Genomic DNA, 18,232 nt, shown 5'->3' on the forward strand with positions numbered 1-18,232 from the left:
CTTGCAAGGCCAACCCTGCGCCCATGTTTGACTTGCGCCCAGTGGCTTATGTGACCGGCATGCTCTTGCTTGCCCTTGGCATATCGATGCTGATCCCTATGGGGATCGACTTGGTATATGGCTCCGAGGACTGGCTGGTATTTCTGGAAAGTTCGGTCCTAACCACGCTTGTTGGCGGATCATTGGCCCTGGCGACCGCCAATGGGGTCGGGCGCGGGCTGTCGATCCAGCAGACTTTTTTGCTGACCACCGGCGTGTGGCTGGCACTGCCTTTGTTCGGCGCGCTTCCATTCATGTTGTCGGATTTGGATACCCGGCCCGTGGATGCGTTTTTTGAGGCGATGTCCGGGCTAACCACCACAGGGGCCACAGTGTTTTCCGGGCTGGAAGAATTGCCCAAGGGCATTCTTTTCTGGCGCGGCCTGCTGCAATGGTTCGGTGGGATCGGAATCATTGTTGTCGCCATGGTGTTCCTGCCCGAGCTTCGCGTGGGTGGGATGCAGATTTTCCGCTCAGAAGGATTTGATACCTTTGGAAAAATTCTCCCACGCGCCACTGAAATCTCATCGCGGATTTCGGTTATTTATTTTTCGCTCACCGCCCTGTGTGCGACCTCTTATTACGCGATGGGGATGAATGCATTTGATGCGGCGACTCATGCGATGACCACCATCGCCACGGGCGGTTTTGCCAATTATGACCATTCGTTTGGGGCGTTCGGGGCCGGGGTGGAATATGTTGCCGTTGTCTTCATGCTGGCTGCGGCACTGCCATTTGTGCGTTATGTACAGATCCTTTCGGGCACTGTGCAACCGCTGCTGCGTGATCCGCAGATCCGGGCGTTTTTTGGAACGCTTGTTGTTTTGGTCGCGTGCATGGCGGGTTGGCGACTGATCTCTGCGGGTGGCGGAGATGAAGAGATGGTGCGTAAAACCTTGTTCAATGTGACGTCGATCCTGACCGGCACCGGATATGCGTCCCAGGACTACATGGGATGGGGTGGGTTTCCCGTGGTTGCGTTTTTCTTCATTGGGCTCATTGGAGGCTGCGCTGGTTCAACGGCCTGTTCCGTGAAGATTTTCCGGTATCAGCTGCTGTTTTCTTCGATCAAAGCCCAGATCCAGTCAATCCACTCTCCGCATGGGATTTTTTCACCCCGCTATTCGGGAAAGCGTGTGGATGAAGACGTGCTGTCTTCGGTGATGAGCTTTTTTGTATTTTTTGTGGTGACGCTGGGGATTGTGGCCGTTCTGTTGGGACTCACCGGGCTGGATTTCATCACTTCAGTATCGGGTGCGGCGACTGCGGTGGCGAATGTTGGCCCCGGACTTGGCAGTGAAATCGGTCCAGCAGGCAACTTTGCAGGCCTCAATGACATGGCAAAATGGGTGCTGTCAGCGACGATGCTGATTGGACGGCTGGAACTGCTGGCGGTGTTTGTGCTCTTTACACCTCAATTTTGGAAAGGCTGAGGGGATAAAATCCTGTCAGGCCTGCAAAATGAAAAGGGCTGACCCACCAAGGAAGTGGGTCAGCGCCGGTTCAGCTTCCATCGTTTCCTGATCAGTTCCAGCAGCTCACCAGAACCGTCATATCCGCAGCCAATGTGCTTATGTCCACGGGATCCATCGACGCAAGAGCATCTGTGGCTGTCGGGGTTACGCCATTTGACGCGAGAAATTCTGCAGTGGAGCCCGCGTCACGCGCAAAATTCACATCGTCGGGCAGGCTGCGACCGGTATCTTCCGTGCGAGGAAGCAACATCCCGATCACTGCGCCGCCCGCATCCAGAACCGGTCCGCCAGCGTCGCCGGGAAGGGTATTCACCGCAAGGCGGCTCAGATCAGTCTGGCCTTGAAGGCCCGCGATGTCGGACAGGGTGCCGAATGTCATGCTGGGGCTGCCCAGTCGACCTTCATAGGAATACCCGGACACTGCAATGTCGCTCCCCAAGCGCGGGTTTGTCGTCAGGAAAGACGCCACGACACGCGGTGCTTGTAAGCTGACGGGCTTCAAAAGTGCCAGCCCCAGAGCATCATCCCGTGCAATCAGTTCAGCGTCCTGTTCTTCGCTGATCGAGATCCGAGAGCAATTGGCCACCGCATCTGCGGATGTCAGGACCATTCCCTTGTCGTCCACGAAAAAGCCTGAACGTGACACCATTGGGCGCCGGATATCCAATCCGGACATAAGATCAATATCCTGCACGGCCGCATCAAGTCCGGCATTGTCTGCCAAGGCATTTGATCCAAGGGAACGGAAGCTGTTTTGCATCTCGTTCAGCACGAGATTGCGGCGCTTGTCGTCCCCTTTCGGCCAGACAAGGGTAAAGCCCTTGACGGTACCATCCACCAGCCGTGCATAGGTGTGAGAGATAATGTCGGAGTTTTCCCCGGTCAGGGTGAATTCCTTGTCCTTACGCTTGCGCGGCCCATTTTCGGGCACGATCTCAAGGGTTTGCAGGATGTCATAGAGGCCAAATAACGTGTCCTGATTTCCAGTCTGGCTGATCAGTATGACCTTTGCCGGACTGTTGTCTTTGGTCTTGAAATGGGCAAAGGGGGCTTCGTAGCGGTCAAACTCTACCATTGCGCCGGGCAGGTTGATTGCGATGCCAGCATCCTGATCTTCATGTGCCGCCATTCCGATACTGTCGAGAACCGCAGTGCGTTCCGCAATAACAGCGACACGTTGCTTGCTGGTCAAAACGCCGGTGGGTTCAAACCCACGCGCTTCTTGCCATGCAGACATTGACGCCCGTGTGCCGCGCCCAAAAGCGCCATCGATGCCAGAGTTGTAAAAGCCCGCAAATTGTAGCGCGCGCTGCAGCTCCATCCGTTCTTCGCGGGTCAAAAGACGCTCGCTGGCTTGCGCCTCACGCTTGGTCTCATCTGGCAGGGTGACTGGCAGAACCGGAGCCGTTGTTTCGGTGGCCGGATTGGTTTCAGGCAGTGGCGTGATCACAATAGGCGCCTGTGTTTGTGTCGCGGCTCCGATCGGCCAGAATTGCTGGCGCAGATCGCGGGAGCGAACAAGGAAACTGTCTTGCGGGATCACCCCCTGCGCGCGCAGGGTGCGCAGCTGGATGTCCGCAGCGGCTTGGGTGTAAGGACCCAGCACAACGGCATACCATCTTCCGCCCACGCGAAAGCCGTTTACCCCATCAATCCGCGACGCATAGTCCCGCACACGCTCTTCAGCTTCGCGCAGTGACGGTCGGGCTTCGACCTGGATCCAGATGGCATTCTGTGTCTGTGCGGTTTGGGCAAAGGTGGCCTGAGGGATCAGGGACAATGAAGTCAATGCGGTGGCGCTGGCAATCATGGCAGAAGTGAAAAGTGTTTTCATGGATCCTCGTGACCTTGGGCCGTCAATGGGTAAAGTTTTTGATACTGGTTGAGGCTAGTAACACAACCCGCACCCGAAAGGTCAATAACCCGGATGCAATGATTGACCCTTTGTGACCCAATGCCTATTGAGGGCCAAGTTGAATTGATCGGACAGGCGACGGATATGGGCCAAAGTGACACGCGACCGCAGAGCTTTCAGGAAATCATCCTGAGGCTCCAGAATTACTGGGCCGAAAAGGGCTGTGCGGTGTTGCAACCTTATGACATGGAAGTGGGCGCTGGCACCTTCCACCCGGCCACGACATTGCGGTCACTGGGCTCGAAACCATGGGCGGCCGCCTATGTTCAGCCTTCGCGCCGTCCCACTGATGGGCGTTACGGGGAAAACCCGAACCGTTTGCAGCACTATTACCAGTATCAGGTGCTGATCAAACCCAGCCCGCCCAATTTGCAAGAACTCTATCTCGGCTCGCTTGAAGCCATCGGCATCGATATGGAGCTGCATGACATCCGCTTTGTCGAAGATGACTGGGAAAGCCCCACACTGGGCGCCTGGGGTCTGGGCTGGGAGGTCTGGTGCGATGGGATGGAAGTCAGCCAGTTCACCTACTTCCAGCAGGTGGGCGGCCATGACTGTAAACCGGTTTCGGGTGAGCTGACCTATGGTCTGGAGCGCCTCGCCATGTATGTGCTGGGCGTTGATCACGTAATGGACATGCCGTTCAACGCGCCGGATGCGATGATCCCGCTGAGTTATGGCGACGTGTTCAAGCAGACCGAAGAGGAATATGCCCGCTGGAACTTTGACGTGGCCAACACGGATGTGCTCTTGAAGCAATTCGAGGAAGCCGAAGACGAGTGTCAGAAAATCCTCGATCTGGAACATGTCGACCCGAAGACCGGCAAACGCATTGTCATGGCCCATCCGGCCTATGACCAATGCATCAAAGCCTCTCACCTCTTTAATCTACTGGACGCGCGCGGGGTGATTTCGGTTACCGAGCGTCAGGCCTACATCGGTCGTGTTCGTGCGCTGGCGAAACTCTGTGCGGATGCCTTTGTGCAAACCGGCGCAGGTGGTTTTGTTGCGGAAGAAGCATAAATTCACACCTCCATCGGGGCCAATGGCAGTAAAACATGAGCGGAAAACTCCTAGTTATCATGATCGTCGCATCCTCTCTCATATTCGGGGCCGTGGTGTATTACACCCAGCTTTACGCATACTATGAACCGGTTTCGGCCGACACAGAACTGCGCCTGACCAATGTGGTGACCGGCGAACCAGAGGCCGTGATCTATGACCAGTTCGAAGGGATCGACAGCGAAAGCTCGCCCCTCCGGTTTCGCGGCTGTTTCAGCACCACCATGTCGCTGGCCATGTTGACCGAAACCTTCGAGATTTATGAGCATGCGACGCCGCTGGTTGCCCCTGATTGGCTAGAGTGTTTTGATGCCCAGGCAATTGGTTACGCGCTGGAAGATGGCGATGCCATCGCCTTTCTTGGCGAAAAGAATATCAAGGACGGGGTCGACCGTGTGGTCGCCGTCTTTCCCGATGGCCGGGGTTATGCCTGGCATCAATTGAACGAAAAATACGATGAATAGAACGGCGGAACCCCTATGCCCGACCTGCTGATTGAACTCTTCTCCGAAGAAATCCCGGCCCGGATGCAAACCCGCGCCTCTGAGGATCTGAAGAAACTCGTGACTGATGGTCTGGTCGAGGCTGGCCTGACCTATGCCGGTGCTCATGCGCTCTCGACCCCGCGTCGCCTGACGCTGGCAATCGACGGTTTGCTGGCGCAGTCGCCTGACACGCGCGAAGAACGCAAAGGCCCCAAGGTGGGCGCACCAGACAAAGCGATTGAAGGCTTTCTGCGTGGGGCTGGCGTGACCCGCGATCAGCTCGAGGAACGCGAAACTCCCAAAGGTCCGGTCTATTTCGCCACGATTGAAAACAAAGGTCGCCCGGCGACTGAGATCATCGCCGAAGTGCTGGAAAAAACCATCCGCAATTTCCCGTGGCCGAAATCCATGCGTTGGGGATCTGGTGCGTTGAAATGGGTGCGCCCGTTGCATTCGATCCTGTGCATTCTCACCGACGAGGCAGGCACCGAAGTGGTGCCGCTCGACGTGGACGGCATTGCGGCAGGTGACAGCACCGAAGGCCACCGTTTCATGGCGCCCGGCCGGTTCTCTGTCACTTCGTTTGAGGATTATGAGGCCAAGTTGAAGGCCGCCAAAGTGGTCCTGAACCCGCAAGACCGCGCCGCTCATATCTGGGAAGACGCCAAGAACGCCGCGTTTGCCCAGGGAATGGAAATCGTTGAAGATCAGGGGCTTCTGCGCGAAGTGGCTGGCCTTGTGGAGTGGCCCGTCGTGCTGATGGGTGACATTGCTGAGGATTTTATCACGCTGCCGCCTGAAGTGCTGCAAACCTCGATGCGCGAACACCAGAAGTTCTTCTCGGTAAAAAACCCGAAAACCGATCGGATTGAGAAATTCATCACCGTTGCAAACCGCGAAACTGCGGATAATGGCGCGACGATCTTGGCGGGCAACCAGAAGGTGCTGTTTGCCCGACTGGCCGATGCCAAGTTCTTCTGGGAAAACGACATTCGCGAAGCTGAGGCTGGTGGTCAGAAATGGATCGATAGCCTGACCAACGTGACATTCCACAACAAGCTGGGCACCCAGGCCGCACGGATCGACCGTATTGCCGCTCTTGCCCGTGCAATTGCTCCGACCATCGGGGCTGATGCCGATCTGTCCGAACGTGCCGCCCGTTGGGCGAAAGCGGATCTCAGTTCCGAAATGGTCTATGAATTCCCGGAACTTCAGGGGCTCATGGGCAAGTACTATGCTGCTCCTGCGGGGCATCCGGTTGAAGTTGCCAATGCCGCGACCGAGCATTACTCGCCGCTTGGCCCATCGGATGACGTGCCCTCTGCGCCCACGTCGATCGCCGTTGCGCTGGCCGACAAACTCGACACGCTGACCGGCTTTTGGGCCATCGACGAAAAACCCACCGGGTCGAAAGACCCGTTTGCGCTTCGCCGTGCAGCCCTAGGTGTGATCCGACTGGTTCTGGAAAACGGGCTGCGGGTAAACCTTGATAAGCTCTTTGACGCCCAGCTTCTGCGCCATGGGATTGCGCTCGAAGATGATAGCGCGCAGAGAACAGCGCTCATGGCTGATCTTGATGGTGAAATCGCGAGCCATGGTGTCTTTGGCGCAGCGTTCCGTACTATTTTGGATCACTTTGACGGGGATCTGACCAAACATCTGGAAGAAGTGAAAGCGGCCCTGCCGGACACGTCCGACAATCTGCTGGCCTTCTTCCATGATCGCTTGAAGGTTTATCTGCGCGATCAGGGCATCCGCCATGATGTGATCGATGCCTGTCTTGCCATGCCGGGTAATGACGACCTCGCTCTGCTGGTCAATCGGGCCACAGCCCTTTCGGCATTTCTCAAAACTGATGACGGTGAGAATCTGCTACAGGGCTTCAAACGCGCCAACAACATCCTTGCTCAAGCTGAGGAAAAGGATGGGGTGGAATACTCCTACGGTGCCGACGTGAAATTCGCAGAGGACGACGCCGAAAAAGCGCTGTTTGCTGCACTCGATACCGCCGAGGCTGCGATCAATCCCGCCATGGAGGGTGAGGATTTTGCAGCTGCCATGACAGCTATGGCCAGCCTGCGCGCGCCGATTGATGCTTTCTTTGAAGCGGTGCAGATCAACACTGAAAATGAGATCATTCGGCGCAACCGCCTCAACCTCCTGTCGCGTATCCGGCAGATCTGTTTGTCTGTTGCTGATCTGAACAAGGTCGAAGGATAATCAGAAGAGGGCGCCGCAAAAATCCGGCGCCCTTTTTTCTTGCCAAAAATACCTCGGGGTGAGGCCGCAGGCCGAGGGGCAGCGCCCCTTTCCCCTTTTCCGTACCCGCGCCCCTTGCCTGATCCGTCGCCCTTGCTATGCTTGCAAAAACCCTAGTGCTGCGGTGCAGAAACATGAGCGATCTCGGATTTACGGAAATTACCCCTTCCGCCCCCATTTATACGTCTGAACACGGCGGACGGGCGAAGTGCCTTCAACGCCTCATCCGACTTGAGATGCCGGTGCCTCTCACCGTGGCATTATCATTTGATGCTGTTCACGGCGTATCGGCAGGTGATTTGCCCGACCTCGATGCATTGCTGACCTTGTTCGGGCCTGATCCGCTGTTGTCGGTGCGCCCGTCCTCGGAGGATCCAGATTGGGGTGGGCCTGGTGCAATTCTCAATATCGGTATGAATGACAATGTTCATGCAAAATTGGTTGAATCGCATGGTGAGTTGGCTGCCAACGCCCTGTATTTGCGCTTTATCCAAGCCTATGCGGTTCATGTCGGTCGGCTTGACCCGGATGAATTCGACGAGTTTTCGGACCCCACGGCCGATACGCTTCAAGCAGCACTTGAGCTTTATGAAGAAGAAACCGACAGCTATTTTCCGCAAGATCCGAAAGAGCAGCTCACCGAGGTGCTCCGCTCTATGTCTCGTGCCTGGCAGGGCACAACCGCCCGCCTGCTCCGCGAGGCGAAAGGGGCACCGGCCGATGCCGGGCTGGGTCTGGTGGTGCAAAAGATGGCATTGGGGGTCGGGCGCGGCATTTGTGGGTCTGGCGTCATCCAGTTTGTAAATGGCAAAACCGGGCGCCGCGAGATCCGTGGTCGCTATATGTGCAAGAGCCAGGGGCGCGACGCGCTGACCGGCGAGGATGACCGGGATGTAATGTATCTGACGAAAGATACGCGCGGGCGGTCGATCGAAGACGTGCTTCCCGACATGTTTCAGGCGCTTTTGGACTATGGTGATTTGTGCCGCACGCGTTTGCGCGAAGAGATGGAGGTGGAGTTCACCATCGACAATGAACATCTCTATATTCTCGACGCGGTTCGCGTGGCCCGCAGCGAGCGGGCAAATGTGCGCATTGCTGTCAATCTTGCGAAAGATGAAATCATCACCCGTGAAGAGGCCGTCATGCGCATCCCGCCGCGCGCTCTGGCTGAGCTTTTGCACAGCCAGGTTGATCCGCAAGGCACGCGCGATGTGATTGCCTCCGGGATTGGAGCCAGCCCCGGCGCGGCGACCGGCAAGATCGTTTTCTCTGCGCGATCGGCGCAAGCCATGGCGGCACAAGGCGAGGACTGTATTCTGGTGCGTCGTGAAACCAGCCCCGAAGATATTCGCGGGATGCACGCAGCCAAGGGCATCCTGACCATACGTGGCGGCATAACCAGCCACGCGGCGGTTATCGCCCGAGGCCTTGGGCTTCCGTGTGTTGTTGGCGCCAGCAATATATCGCTCGAGAAAAAGGAGAAAAAGCTCATCGCAGAAGACGGGCGCGTTTTGGGTGAAGGGGATGTGATCACCATTGATGGGGCAGAGGGAGAAGCCCTGATGGGCGCTGTTGAGATGCTCCCACCTGAATTGGGTGAAGGCTTCCAGACTTTGATGTCTTGGGCGGACGAAGTGCGTGACATTGGTGTTCGGGCCAATGCCGATACGCCACCAGATGCCCGCAACGCCCGGATGTTCTCGGCAGAAGGGATCGGCCTGTGCCGGACAGAGCACATGTTCTTTGATGACGACCGGCTCTTGGCTATGCGCGAGATGATTTTTGCCGACCAGCCTGAAGACCGCCGCGCGGCGCTGGATCGCCTGCTGCCGATGCAGCGTGATGACTTCACAGAGCTGTTTGAAATCATGCAGGGCTTGCCGGTTTGCATTCGACTATTTGACCCGCCGCTGCATGAGTTTCTGCCTCATGGGCGTGAAGGCATTCGCGAACTGGCCGAAGCGCTGGATCTGGGCATGTCGGATGTTGAACATCGTGTCGCAGGCCTACGCGAATTCAACCCGATGCTGGGGATGCGCGGCGTGCGCCTTGGCGTGACGGTGCCCGAGATTTACGACATGCAAGCCCGCGCCATTTTCGAAGCCACACTGGATGCGTCGAAATCCGGTGAACCCATTGTGCCAGAAATCATGATCCCGCTGGTTTCAGCAAAGCGTGAAGTTGAAATCGTCAAAGCCCGAATTGACGCGGTCGCGGCCGCAGTCAAGATCGAGCGCGGGGAAGAGTTCACATATCGACTTGGTGTGATGGTGGAAACGCCCCGTGCAGCGCTTCGCGCTGGCGAAATTGCGCAACACGCACATTTCCTATCTTTCGGCACAAATGACCTCACCCAGATGACCTATGGTCTGTCGCGCGATGATGCCGGGCGGTTCATGGGCGAATATGTCAATCAGGGTGTCTATGAAGAAGACCCATTCCATGTGCTTGACACAGATGGGGTCGGTGAACTTCTCGAAATCGGTGCCAGTCGAGGCCGGGAAGAAGACCCTGATCTGTCCCTCTCGATTTGTGGTGAACACGGCGGAAACCCCGAATCAATCCGCTTCTGTCGGGACGCTGGTTTCACATATGTCTCCTGTTCTCCCTTCCGGGTGCCTGTTGCCCGGCTTGCTGCGGCGCAATTGGCGGTGGCGGAAAAACTAGCGGAACAGGGTTGATCTCCCCACCATATGTTGCGGTGCAGCATCAGTTTGCTCTTTTTCTGCAATGGTTTAGGGGGGGGTGCGACATGGCTACACTGGACTCAATGGGTTTTTTCCCGTAAATCGCCCGGTCAACTGGCCTGCGTTTGCAGGATTTGGAGTGGGCGACATGCTGAAGATGACTGTGAAACACCTGCTGCGCGCAGCAGCGATTGGTGCTGTGCTGGGGATGGCCCCGGTTCAGTCCGTGGCAGATGTAGAGGGTGCCGAGGACCCGATGACATCGTTCTTCACCAAACTCTTTCACAAGCAAACCGCTTCCGCAACTGTTGTGCCGCGTGATCAGATGGAACGACTGGCAAGCCTGCCGAAGAGGGAGAGCACCCCTGCCATCACCTATGACAAGGCCTGGCTGAAAGCCCAACCCAAGGCAAAGGGCGGTAAAGCGTGGCAATGTCTGACCGAAGCGCTTTATTTCGAAGCGCGTGGCGAAAGCCTGAAAGGTCAGTTCGCCGTGGCCGAGGTGATCCTGAACAGGGTCGATCATGCGCGTTTTCCGAACACGGTTTGTGGCGTGGTCAACCAAGGTACGGGTAAGAAATACCAATGCCAATTCACCTACACCTGTGACGGTCATCCCGAAGTGGTTCATGAGCCGCGCGCTTGGGAAAATGTGAGCAAGGTGGCCGCTGCCATGCTGAATGGTGCCAAACGTGAACTGACCCGTGGCTCGACCCACTATCACACGACTGCGGTGCATCCCAGCTGGGCCAAGCGGTTTGAGCATACAACCAAGATCGGTGTGCATCGCTTCTACAAGATGCCGGTTCGCGTTTCGTCCAACTGACTTCGGTCACATTGACACATCATTGCGTTTTCCTCGCGTGTCCCGTCGGAACCGGCTGGTCATTGCCTGTGCTTTTGGCGCAATAATGCGCGAAATGACCGTGCAGGACGGGGACCCATGACGACAGAAGACACCACCGCCTTTCAAGATCTTGAAGCTCGCGCCATTGCCATGGCAGGACCCAATCCGCCTGACCGGATCTCGGTCCGTGACCACACGGTCGAGGTTGAGATCGGTGCGTTTCAAGCAGAGCGCAATGTAACGCAACGGGTGCGGTTCAGCGTCGTGGTTGAGGTTGCCCCGAGCACCGGTGCCGACACCGATGATGTGGATGACATCCTTTCATATGATGCTGTGACCGAGGCAATCACCGCTGAACTGGAGGCGGAGCGGCTGAACCTGCTGGAAACCCTTGCCGAACGCATCGCCGACCGGATACTGAGCGAACCCCAGCCCCTGCGTGTTTTCGTACGGATCGAAAAGCTGGATCGTGGCCCGGGCAAATTGGGGGTGGAGATCGTGCGTAGCCGGGGATCGGATATGCTTGCTGGGGTGGAAAACACGCCCACACCCCTGATCATTCATCTGGGAAATGATGCGATTTCCTCGGAAAATCTATCGGAATTCCTTGATCGCTGTGCCGCGCATCAGGTGGCGGTGCTTTTATCTGTGGGGCAGGGGTCCACACCGGTGCCCCAAACCGGTGAAAGCGATACGCAACGGCGGGTGGACCTGTTGGCAATTGAACAGAACGCCTGTGCATTGGCCGCAAAAGATCCACGATTGAAAGTGGTTGCGACACGGACAGAATTGGATTGGGGGCTGAAAAACGGTCAGCTTTCAGTGTGGGCACCAACAAAGATGGTACTGGATGCCGTATCCGGGCCGAATGAGTTGGATCCACAGTCGCTCCTCACTTGGCTGTCGGGCGAAATCAACGCCGTTGACACCCGAATTATCAATCAGGGTGGAGATCTGGAGCAAAAACTGTGAAGACGCGGTATCACCCAATCCCCCGCCATGGATTTCCATTTTCCGGAGAGCCATTGGCCGGCAATGCAGACATTTGGTTTGACCATGTGGCAGAGCGCAACCGGTCGGGCAAATCCAAGTTGCGTCCTGTGTCAGACTGCCCTGAGGACGTCATCAATCGCCTGTCGTCCCGGCGTGCAGATGTTATTGGGCTGACACTCGACCGACCACGTATCATGGGTATTCTGAATGTCACGCCAGATAGCTTTTCGGATGGCGGCGACCTTGCGACTGTTGCCGCAGCAGTCGCGCGGGCTCAGGCGATGGGGGCAGATGCAGACATCCTCGATATCGGTGGTGAGAGCACGCGACCTGGGGCGGAAGAAGTTGATGTAAAAGAGGAAATACAGCGCACAGCCCCGGTGATCCGGGCCTTGCGTGATGCTGGTGTCACAACGCCAATCTCAATCGACACACGTAAATCAGCTGTGGCTGAGGCCGCGCTGGATGCGGGCGCAGATATGGTAAACGACGTGTCTGCCTTTCTCTTTGATCCCGATCTTGCCCAACTGGTTGCAGAGCGCGATGTACCGGTGTGCCTGATGCATGCCAAAGGGCGTCCAGAAACCATGCAGGATGATCCGCGTTATGACAATGTGCTGTTTGAGGTGATGGATCATCTCGAGGAACGGATTACATTTGCGGAAGAGGCAGGGATCCGCCGGTCACGCATTATCACCGACCCCGGCATTGGGTTTGGTAAGACTTTGCAGCACAATGTGACTTTGTTGCGCGCCCTTGCGCTGTTACATGATCTGGGACTTCCGGTTTTGCTTGGTGTGTCGCGCAAACGCTTCATAGGTACGTTGGCACGGGTTGAAGAGGCGCGGGACAGGATGCCCGGATCTGTTGCGGTGGCATTGGAAGGTGTCGTGCAAGGTGCCCACATTTTGCGGGTTCATGACGTGGCCGAAACGGCGCAAGCACTGCGATTGCAGAATGCATTATTGAAGAGGGACGAGGCGTGACAGAAAAACTCTTTGGAACGGACGGCGTGCGCGGTTTGGCCAACAGCTGGCCAATGACCGCTGAGATGGCGTTGAAACTTGGCGCCGCCGCTGGTCGCCACTTCCGCCGTGATGGATCCAATGGCCACCGTGTCGTGATTGGCAAGGACACGCGGCTGTCTGGTTACATGATCGAAAATGCCCTGACCGCCGGGCTGACCTCGACCGGGATGAATGTGCTTTTGCTCGGCCCGGTTCCCACACCTGCCGTTGGGCGTATGACCCATTCGATGCGGGCTGATCTGGGCATCATGATTTCTGCGTCTCACAACCCATTCCATGACAACGGCATCAAGTTCTTTGGCCCCGATGGTTTTAAGCTGTCCGACGAAGATGAGGCCGAAATCGAGCGGTTCGTCAGCAATGGTGTGGAACCCGTGCAGGCCCAGAATATCGGGCGGGCAAAGCGAGTTGATGAAGGGCGAATGCGCTATACGGAATATCTGAAAACCACTTTCCCAGCTCAGAAAGAGCTGAACGGTATCAAGGTTGTGGTCGATTGCGCCAATGGTGCTGCTTATCGCACGGCGCCTGATGCTCTTTGGGAGCTGGGGGCTGAGATCGTGACCGTAGGCGTCTCGCCGGACGGGACAAATATCAACAAGGGGTGCGGATCAACTGATACCGCTCTTGCCGCCAGAACTGTGTTGGAAACCGGAGCTGATCTTGGCATTTGTCTTGACGGGGATGCTGACAGGATCATGATCATCGACGAGAAAGGCCGGGTGGCCGACGGCGATCAGATCATGGCGATGTTTGCCAGCCATTGGGCCCGACAGGGCACGCTGAAGGGTGGGGCCCTGGTGGCCACTGTCATGTCGAACCTGGGATTGGAGCGGTTCCTGCGAAGTGAAGGCCTTGATTTAATCCGGACCAAAGTTGGGGATCGTCATGTGGTCGAAGCGATGCGTGCTGGCGGATACAATCTCGGCGGCGAGCAATCTGGGCACATTGTCATGTCTGACTATGCGACGACCGGAGATGGATTGCTTGCGGGTGTCCAGTTCCTTGCCGCAATGGTCGAGACCGGCCGCCCTGCGTCAGAACTCTGCCAGGTTTTCAGCACGGTTCCCCAGCTTCTGAAAAATGTTCGTTTCAATGCGGGACAAGCCCCATTGGACGCCGTTGGCGTCAAATCCGCGATTGCTGATGCGGAAGAAGTTCTGAATGGCAAAGGTCGCCTGTTGATCCGGAAATCCGGAACGGAACCGCTTATTCGCGTGATGGCGGAATGCGAAGACGAAGGATTGCTGACACAGGTGGTCGACGGGATTGTCGCCGAAGTTCAGGCCGCCGCGACCTGAAACGATCGAATATTCGATAAATGAAAGAGCGGCGCGGTAATCGCCGCTCTTTTGTCGTTCTATGTTGATGATGTCTTGGTGGCAGGTCTTCGGAACAAGCGAAACAAGGCTCCGAACTGGCTGATTGCCAAACCGATCAGGATCAGGATCATCGCCCAGACAAGGCTGGAAGGCAGGTCTTCACCCAACATGAGCGCGCCTAAAAAGATCGCCCAAAGTGGCACTTGGTAATTCACCAAGCTCAGGAAAGTAGGCCCAGCACGGCGCACCAAGATCACCAGAAGGATCTGCGCCAGTGCCGTGGGGAAGATCCCTAAGAGGATTACCGACAGCGTCGGCAGTGTTGATGGCAATTCGGTGGGCAGCCCTTCTTGCCAGATCGCCACAGGAAAGATCATTACCGTGGCAGCGACCAGAGTTGTGGCCGCAAAGGCGCGCCGGTCAACCTCTGGGCAAAGGCGAGCAACGATTGAGCCGATGGCGTAGCAGGTTGCCGCCGCCAGACAGACCAACCGCGCTGTGTTTTCCAACACTTCCCCGGTGCTTTTAAAGGCGGATGGGCCAATCAGCACCAACACGCCAGCGAAACCGATCAAAATACCGATCAGCCGACGCAGTGTGATGCGTTCTTCGGCGATCAGGAAATGGGCAAGTGCCAGAGTGATCAGGGGCATTGATGCCATCGACACCCCGGCAAACCCTGATGCTACATGCGCTTGTGCCCAACCCAACAGGAAAAACGGCACCGCATTGGAAAACGCCCCCATTGCAATCGCCGCGCCCCAAATGGTGAGACCGTTTGGGGCCGAAAGAGCAGGCATGCGCCGCCTGCTGGCTTTGGCAAAGATAACCAAGATTATCGCGCCCAATGCGATGCGGTAGGCCGCAATAGTCAACGGTCCAAACCCTTGAAGGGCCACGGAGACTCCCATGAAGCTTGCGCCGAACATGACGCCAAGTGTGGCTAGGATTAACCAATCGATGCGGGAGGGGTGTGTCATTTCGCGACAGTTGCACATCACCAGATCACGCGAAAGCGAATTCGTGCGGAGTGACCTGAGGTGGTGGCTATGTATAATGGCTGTAGGAGGTTGCCATGCTGCCACCCATCATAAAAACCGGCCGTGCCGATCTGCCCGCCGAGGAAGTGTTCGAATTTTTCACACTTGGGATTGGCGACTGGTGGCCTGTTGAAACCCATTCTGTTGCGGCAAATTCCGGAGCTCTCCCTTTAGAGGTGCATTTCGAAACGCAGCCAGAGGGCAGGATTTATGAGGTCCTTCCCGATGGTGGGCTTGCGCAATGGGGACAGGTTCTGATCTGGAATGCCCCGACCGAGGTGGTTTTCACTTGGCATCCAGGGCGTGACCCAAGTCAGGCAACGCGGATCGCCCTGCGTCTTGCTTCGGTGGCCGCGCACACGGAAATAGAACTCGCTCATGACGGTTGGGAGGCGCTGGGGCAGGAGGCGGACATCCAGCATTCTCAATATGATCCGGGCTGGGATTTTGTCTTTGGCGAATGCTTTCTTGGTAAGTTGGCATGAAAAAAGGCGCCCCTGATAGGACGCCTTTCGACCTCTGCAGATTTCTCCGCGTAATGTCTTAGTTCTTTTCCTGGTCAACCAGCTTGCCAGCCGAGATCCAAGGCATCATGTCGCGCAGTTTCTTACCAACAACCTCGATCTGGTGCTCGTCATTGTGACGGCGCGACGCTTTGATGGTCGGCTGACCAACAGCGTTTTCCAGCATGAAGTCACGCACGAATTTACCAGACTGGATGTCTTCCAGCGATTCTTTCATGGCTTTCTTGGTGGCTTCATAGGGCAGGATGCGCGGGCCGGTGACGTACTGGCCGTATTCTGCGGTGTTCGAGATCGAGTAATCCATGTTGGCGATGCCGCCTTCATAGATCAGGTCCACGATCAGCTTGGTTTCGTGCAGACACTCGAAATAAGCCATTTCCGGCGCGTAGCCAGCTTCGACCAGAGTTTCGAAACCGCAACGGATCAGCTCAACGATACCACCGCAGAGAACAGCTTGCTCACCGAACAGGTCGGTTTCGCATTCTTCGCGGAAGTTGGTTTCGATGATGCCCGAGCGGCCGCCACCGATGGCCGAGCAGTACGACAGGCCGATTTCCAGCGCTTTGCCGGTGGCGTCGGTGTCAACAGCCACGAGGCAGGGCACGCCGCCGCCTTTGACATATTCGCCGCGCACGGTGTGACCCGGGCCTTTCGGCGCCATCATGATCACGTCAACGCCTTCTTTCGGCTCGATCAGGCCGAAGTGAACGTTCAGGCCGTGGGCAAATGCAATTGCTGCGCCCGGCTTGATGTTGTCGTGGACGTATTTTTTGTAGGTCTCGGCCTGCAGTTCATCGGGCATGGTGAACATGATCACGTCACACCAGGCGGCGGCTTCGGCGATGCCCATAACGGTCAGGCCTTCTGCTTCGGCTTTCTTGGCCGAGGCCGAGCCTTCACGCAGAGCAACAACGAGGTTCTTGGCGCCAGAGTCGCGCAGGTTCAGCGCGTGGGCGTGGCCTTGCGAGCCATATCCCAGAATGGCCACTTTTTTGTCTTTGATCAGGTTGATGTCGCAATCGCGATCATAATAAACGCGCATGATTTTCCCTCGCGGTTCGTGTTGCGGTGTTCGTTTGAAGGGCATCATATGCAGTTGAGATGGGATTGCGAGGTGCAAAAAGCTGGTTTGTTCACAAATAATGTAGTTTATAATTCGCGAATTATGAAAAAAGTGGAGTAATCATGCTTGATGATCTCGATCGGCGCATATTGCGACAGTTACAGGCCGATCCAATGATGGCCGTGCCGGAATTGGCAGAGCGGCTGGGGCTGTCGTCGGCGCGTCTGGCGCGCCGGGTTGAGCGGATGCGAGATCGCAAAATCCTGCGTGGTCCTCGTGCCGTGATCAACTGGCCCGCTTTGGGGTATGCCGTTGAGGTCTCTTTGCGGGTGACTCTTGATAAGACGCAGCCTCGAGCCTTTGACGAGTTTATCGAAGCCGCGTGTGAAATATCCGAAGTAGTCGAGATCCAGACCTTCCTTGGCCGGGTGGATGTACGTCTTTCCGTGATTGCCCGGGATATGCCTCACTATCAGCTCATCTACCGAGATCAGATCCTCGCCCTTCCGCATATCGCCGATATTGAAGCGCTGATGCATGTGGCCCGGATCAAGAATGATGACAGTTTGCCGTTATGATGGACCTTGATGATATCGACCGCGCCTTGTTGCGTGCCCTGTCCGAAGATGCAACGCAGTCTGCAGGCGCCTTGGGGCGAGTTGTCGGCTTGTCACAACCAGCGACTTGGCGGCGAATTAAGCGACTGACTGATGCCGGGGTGTTGGCGGGGAGGCGTTTGGATCTGGATCGAGAGGCGCTCGGTTTTGGAGTGACAGTGTTTCTTGGCGTGAAGCTTGCCACCAAAGGGCGTGTCTCTCTTGAGGATTTTGAACGTGCGGTTTCGGCAATTCCTGAGGTGCAGACAGTTGAGCATGTGCTCGGTCTTTACGATTACCGAATTCGGGTGGTGGCGCGCGATCTGGCAGATTTTGAACGGGTTCTGCGGCGCCGCGTCATGACCTTGCCCGGGGTTGGAGATGTGGAGGCCAATGTTTTGTTGTCGGAGGAGCGAAGGCCGGGGCCGATCTAGGCGACCAAAATGCCTTTTTGCGCCCGGTGATAACGCATGTTCAGGATTTCAAGCAGGCTGTCCATCGAACTCATGAGGGATTCTGGTGTGAGATGGTAGTACGTTTCCTGGCCTTTGCGTTGACGGGTGACGAGCCAGGATTTTTCCATTTCACGAAGGTGATGCACCAAAGGTGTGGTGTGGATCTTTGTGGCGGACTGGATGGACTGAAAAGCCATTTCGGCCTTGGGCTGGGCGGCGAGCAGACGAAAGATCGCCATGCGTCGGGGATGAGAGAGGGAGGTTAGGCTAGTGGCGATATTGAGGTTGATTGTATCGGTCATGGCGAGATCTTTGTTGCTGAAAAATTCTATGTTTAGCCTGCTGTCAATTGGTTAATTCCTTGTAAAAACAGTTGATAAATCTTGACCTGTCTCTGAGGTGGGCTGAATTTGGAGAAAACTAGAAAACTAGAAAACTA

The 18,232-nt window shown here is 56.4% G+C and carries 16 protein-coding genes; 12 read left to right on the top strand and 4 right to left on the bottom strand.

The window, feature by feature from the left end:
• The first annotated feature begins 23 nt into the window (after positions 1 to 23).
• Positions 24 to 1,472 (top strand): TrkH family potassium uptake protein, encoded by a 1,449-nt coding sequence (locus O2N63_RS05340; protein WP_271053199.1) that lies wholly within the window; start codon positions 24 to 26, stop codon positions 1,470 to 1,472.
• Positions 1,473 to 1,563: 91 nt separating this feature from the next.
• Here the strand turns inward: O2N63_RS05340 and O2N63_RS05345 are convergent, their stop codons facing one another.
• The gene (locus tag O2N63_RS05345) at positions 1,564 to 3,348 is read right to left on the bottom strand and encodes a serine protease (protein WP_271053200.1); all 1,785 of its coding nucleotides are present in this window, start codon (positions 3,346 to 3,348) and stop codon (positions 1,564 to 1,566) included.
• Between the two features lie 165 nt (positions 3,349 to 3,513).
• Between O2N63_RS05345 and O2N63_RS05350 the strand changes: the two genes are divergently transcribed.
• From O2N63_RS05350 to glmM, 8 genes are all read left to right on the top strand, one after another.
• The gene (locus O2N63_RS05350) at positions 3,514 to 4,452 is read left to right on the top strand and encodes a glycine--tRNA ligase subunit alpha (protein ID WP_271053363.1); all 939 of its coding nucleotides are present in this window, start codon (positions 3,514 to 3,516) and stop codon (positions 4,450 to 4,452) included.
• A 35-nt stretch (positions 4,453 to 4,487) separates the two neighbouring features.
• Positions 4,488 to 4,955 carry a DUF6446 family protein gene (locus tag O2N63_RS05355; RefSeq protein WP_271053201.1) on the top strand — a complete coding sequence of 156 codons (468 nt, stop codon included), beginning with the start codon at positions 4,488 to 4,490 and terminating at the stop codon, positions 4,953 to 4,955.
• Positions 4,956 to 4,970: 15 nt separating this feature from the next.
• Entirely contained in the window at positions 4,971 to 7,196 is a 2,226-nt protein-coding gene (gene glyS / locus O2N63_RS05360) for a glycine--tRNA ligase subunit beta (RefSeq protein ID WP_271053202.1), read from the top strand.
• Between the two features lie 173 nt (positions 7,197 to 7,369).
• A complete protein-coding gene (gene ppdK, locus O2N63_RS05365; RefSeq protein WP_271053203.1) occupies positions 7,370 to 9,919 on the top strand; it encodes a pyruvate, phosphate dikinase in 2,550 nt (849 codons plus the stop codon).
• A gap of 154 nt (positions 9,920 to 10,073) precedes the next feature.
• Entirely contained in the window at positions 10,074 to 10,751 is a 678-nt protein-coding gene (locus O2N63_RS05370) for a cell wall hydrolase (protein WP_271053204.1), read from the top strand.
• A gap of 117 nt (positions 10,752 to 10,868) precedes the next feature.
• Positions 10,869 to 11,744: a dihydroneopterin aldolase gene (locus O2N63_RS05375; protein ID WP_271053205.1), complete on the top strand. Its 876-nt coding sequence runs from the start codon at positions 10,869 to 10,871 to the stop codon at positions 11,742 to 11,744.
• Positions 11,745 to 11,797: 53 nt separating this feature from the next.
• On the top strand, positions 11,798 to 12,751 hold the full coding sequence (gene folP, locus O2N63_RS05380) for a dihydropteroate synthase (protein WP_271053206.1): 954 nt from the start codon (positions 11,798 to 11,800) through the stop codon (positions 12,749 to 12,751).
• Positions 12,748 to 14,094: a phosphoglucosamine mutase gene (glmM, locus tag O2N63_RS05385; protein ID WP_271053207.1), complete on the top strand. Its 1,347-nt coding sequence runs from the start codon at positions 12,748 to 12,750 to the stop codon at positions 14,092 to 14,094. The genes folP and glmM overlap by 4 nt, the downstream gene beginning before the upstream one ends.
• Positions 14,095 to 14,153: 59 nt before the next feature.
• On the opposite strand, the gene O2N63_RS05390 is transcribed toward glmM, so the two are convergent.
• Positions 14,154 to 15,095 (bottom strand): DMT family transporter, encoded by a 942-nt coding sequence (locus tag O2N63_RS05390; protein WP_271053208.1) that lies wholly within the window; start codon positions 15,093 to 15,095, stop codon positions 14,154 to 14,156.
• A gap of 95 nt (positions 15,096 to 15,190) precedes the next feature.
• On the opposite strand from O2N63_RS05390, the gene O2N63_RS05395 reads away from it, so the two are divergent.
• Positions 15,191 to 15,640, top strand: coding sequence for an SRPBCC domain-containing protein (locus tag O2N63_RS05395; protein ID WP_271053209.1), 450 nt, complete (start codon positions 15,191 to 15,193; stop codon positions 15,638 to 15,640).
• Between the two features lie 58 nt (positions 15,641 to 15,698).
• On the opposite strand, the gene ilvC is transcribed toward O2N63_RS05395, so the two are convergent.
• Positions 15,699 to 16,721 carry a ketol-acid reductoisomerase gene (gene ilvC / locus O2N63_RS05400; protein ID WP_271053210.1) on the bottom strand — a complete coding sequence of 341 codons (1,023 nt, stop codon included), beginning with the start codon at positions 16,719 to 16,721 and terminating at the stop codon, positions 15,699 to 15,701.
• 143 nt (positions 16,722 to 16,864) lie between these two features.
• Here ilvC and O2N63_RS05405 point away from each other — a divergent pair, with 143 nt between their 5' ends.
• Together O2N63_RS05405 and O2N63_RS05410 are read left to right on the top strand one after the other, a co-directional pair.
• Positions 16,865 to 17,320, top strand: a complete 456-nt coding sequence (locus O2N63_RS05405; RefSeq protein WP_271053211.1) for an Lrp/AsnC family transcriptional regulator — start codon at positions 16,865 to 16,867, stop codon at positions 17,318 to 17,320.
• Positions 17,317 to 17,772, top strand: a complete 456-nt coding sequence (locus tag O2N63_RS05410; RefSeq protein WP_271053212.1) for an Lrp/AsnC family transcriptional regulator — start codon at positions 17,317 to 17,319, stop codon at positions 17,770 to 17,772. Before O2N63_RS05405 ends, O2N63_RS05410 begins: the two co-directional genes overlap by 4 nt.
• Here the strand turns inward: O2N63_RS05410 and O2N63_RS05415 are convergent.
• The gene (locus O2N63_RS05415; RefSeq protein ID WP_271053213.1) at positions 17,769 to 18,095 is read right to left on the bottom strand and encodes an ArsR/SmtB family transcription factor; all 327 of its coding nucleotides are present in this window, start codon (positions 18,093 to 18,095) and stop codon (positions 17,769 to 17,771) included. The two genes, O2N63_RS05410 and O2N63_RS05415, sit on opposite strands and share 4 nt — an antisense overlap.
• Between the last annotated feature and the right edge of the window lie 137 nt (positions 18,096 to 18,232).

The sequence above is a fragment of the Aliiroseovarius salicola genome, assembly GCF_027891095.1.
In the GTDB taxonomy this organism is placed as follows: Bacteria; Pseudomonadota; Alphaproteobacteria; order Rhodobacterales; family Rhodobacteraceae; genus Aliiroseovarius; species Aliiroseovarius salicola.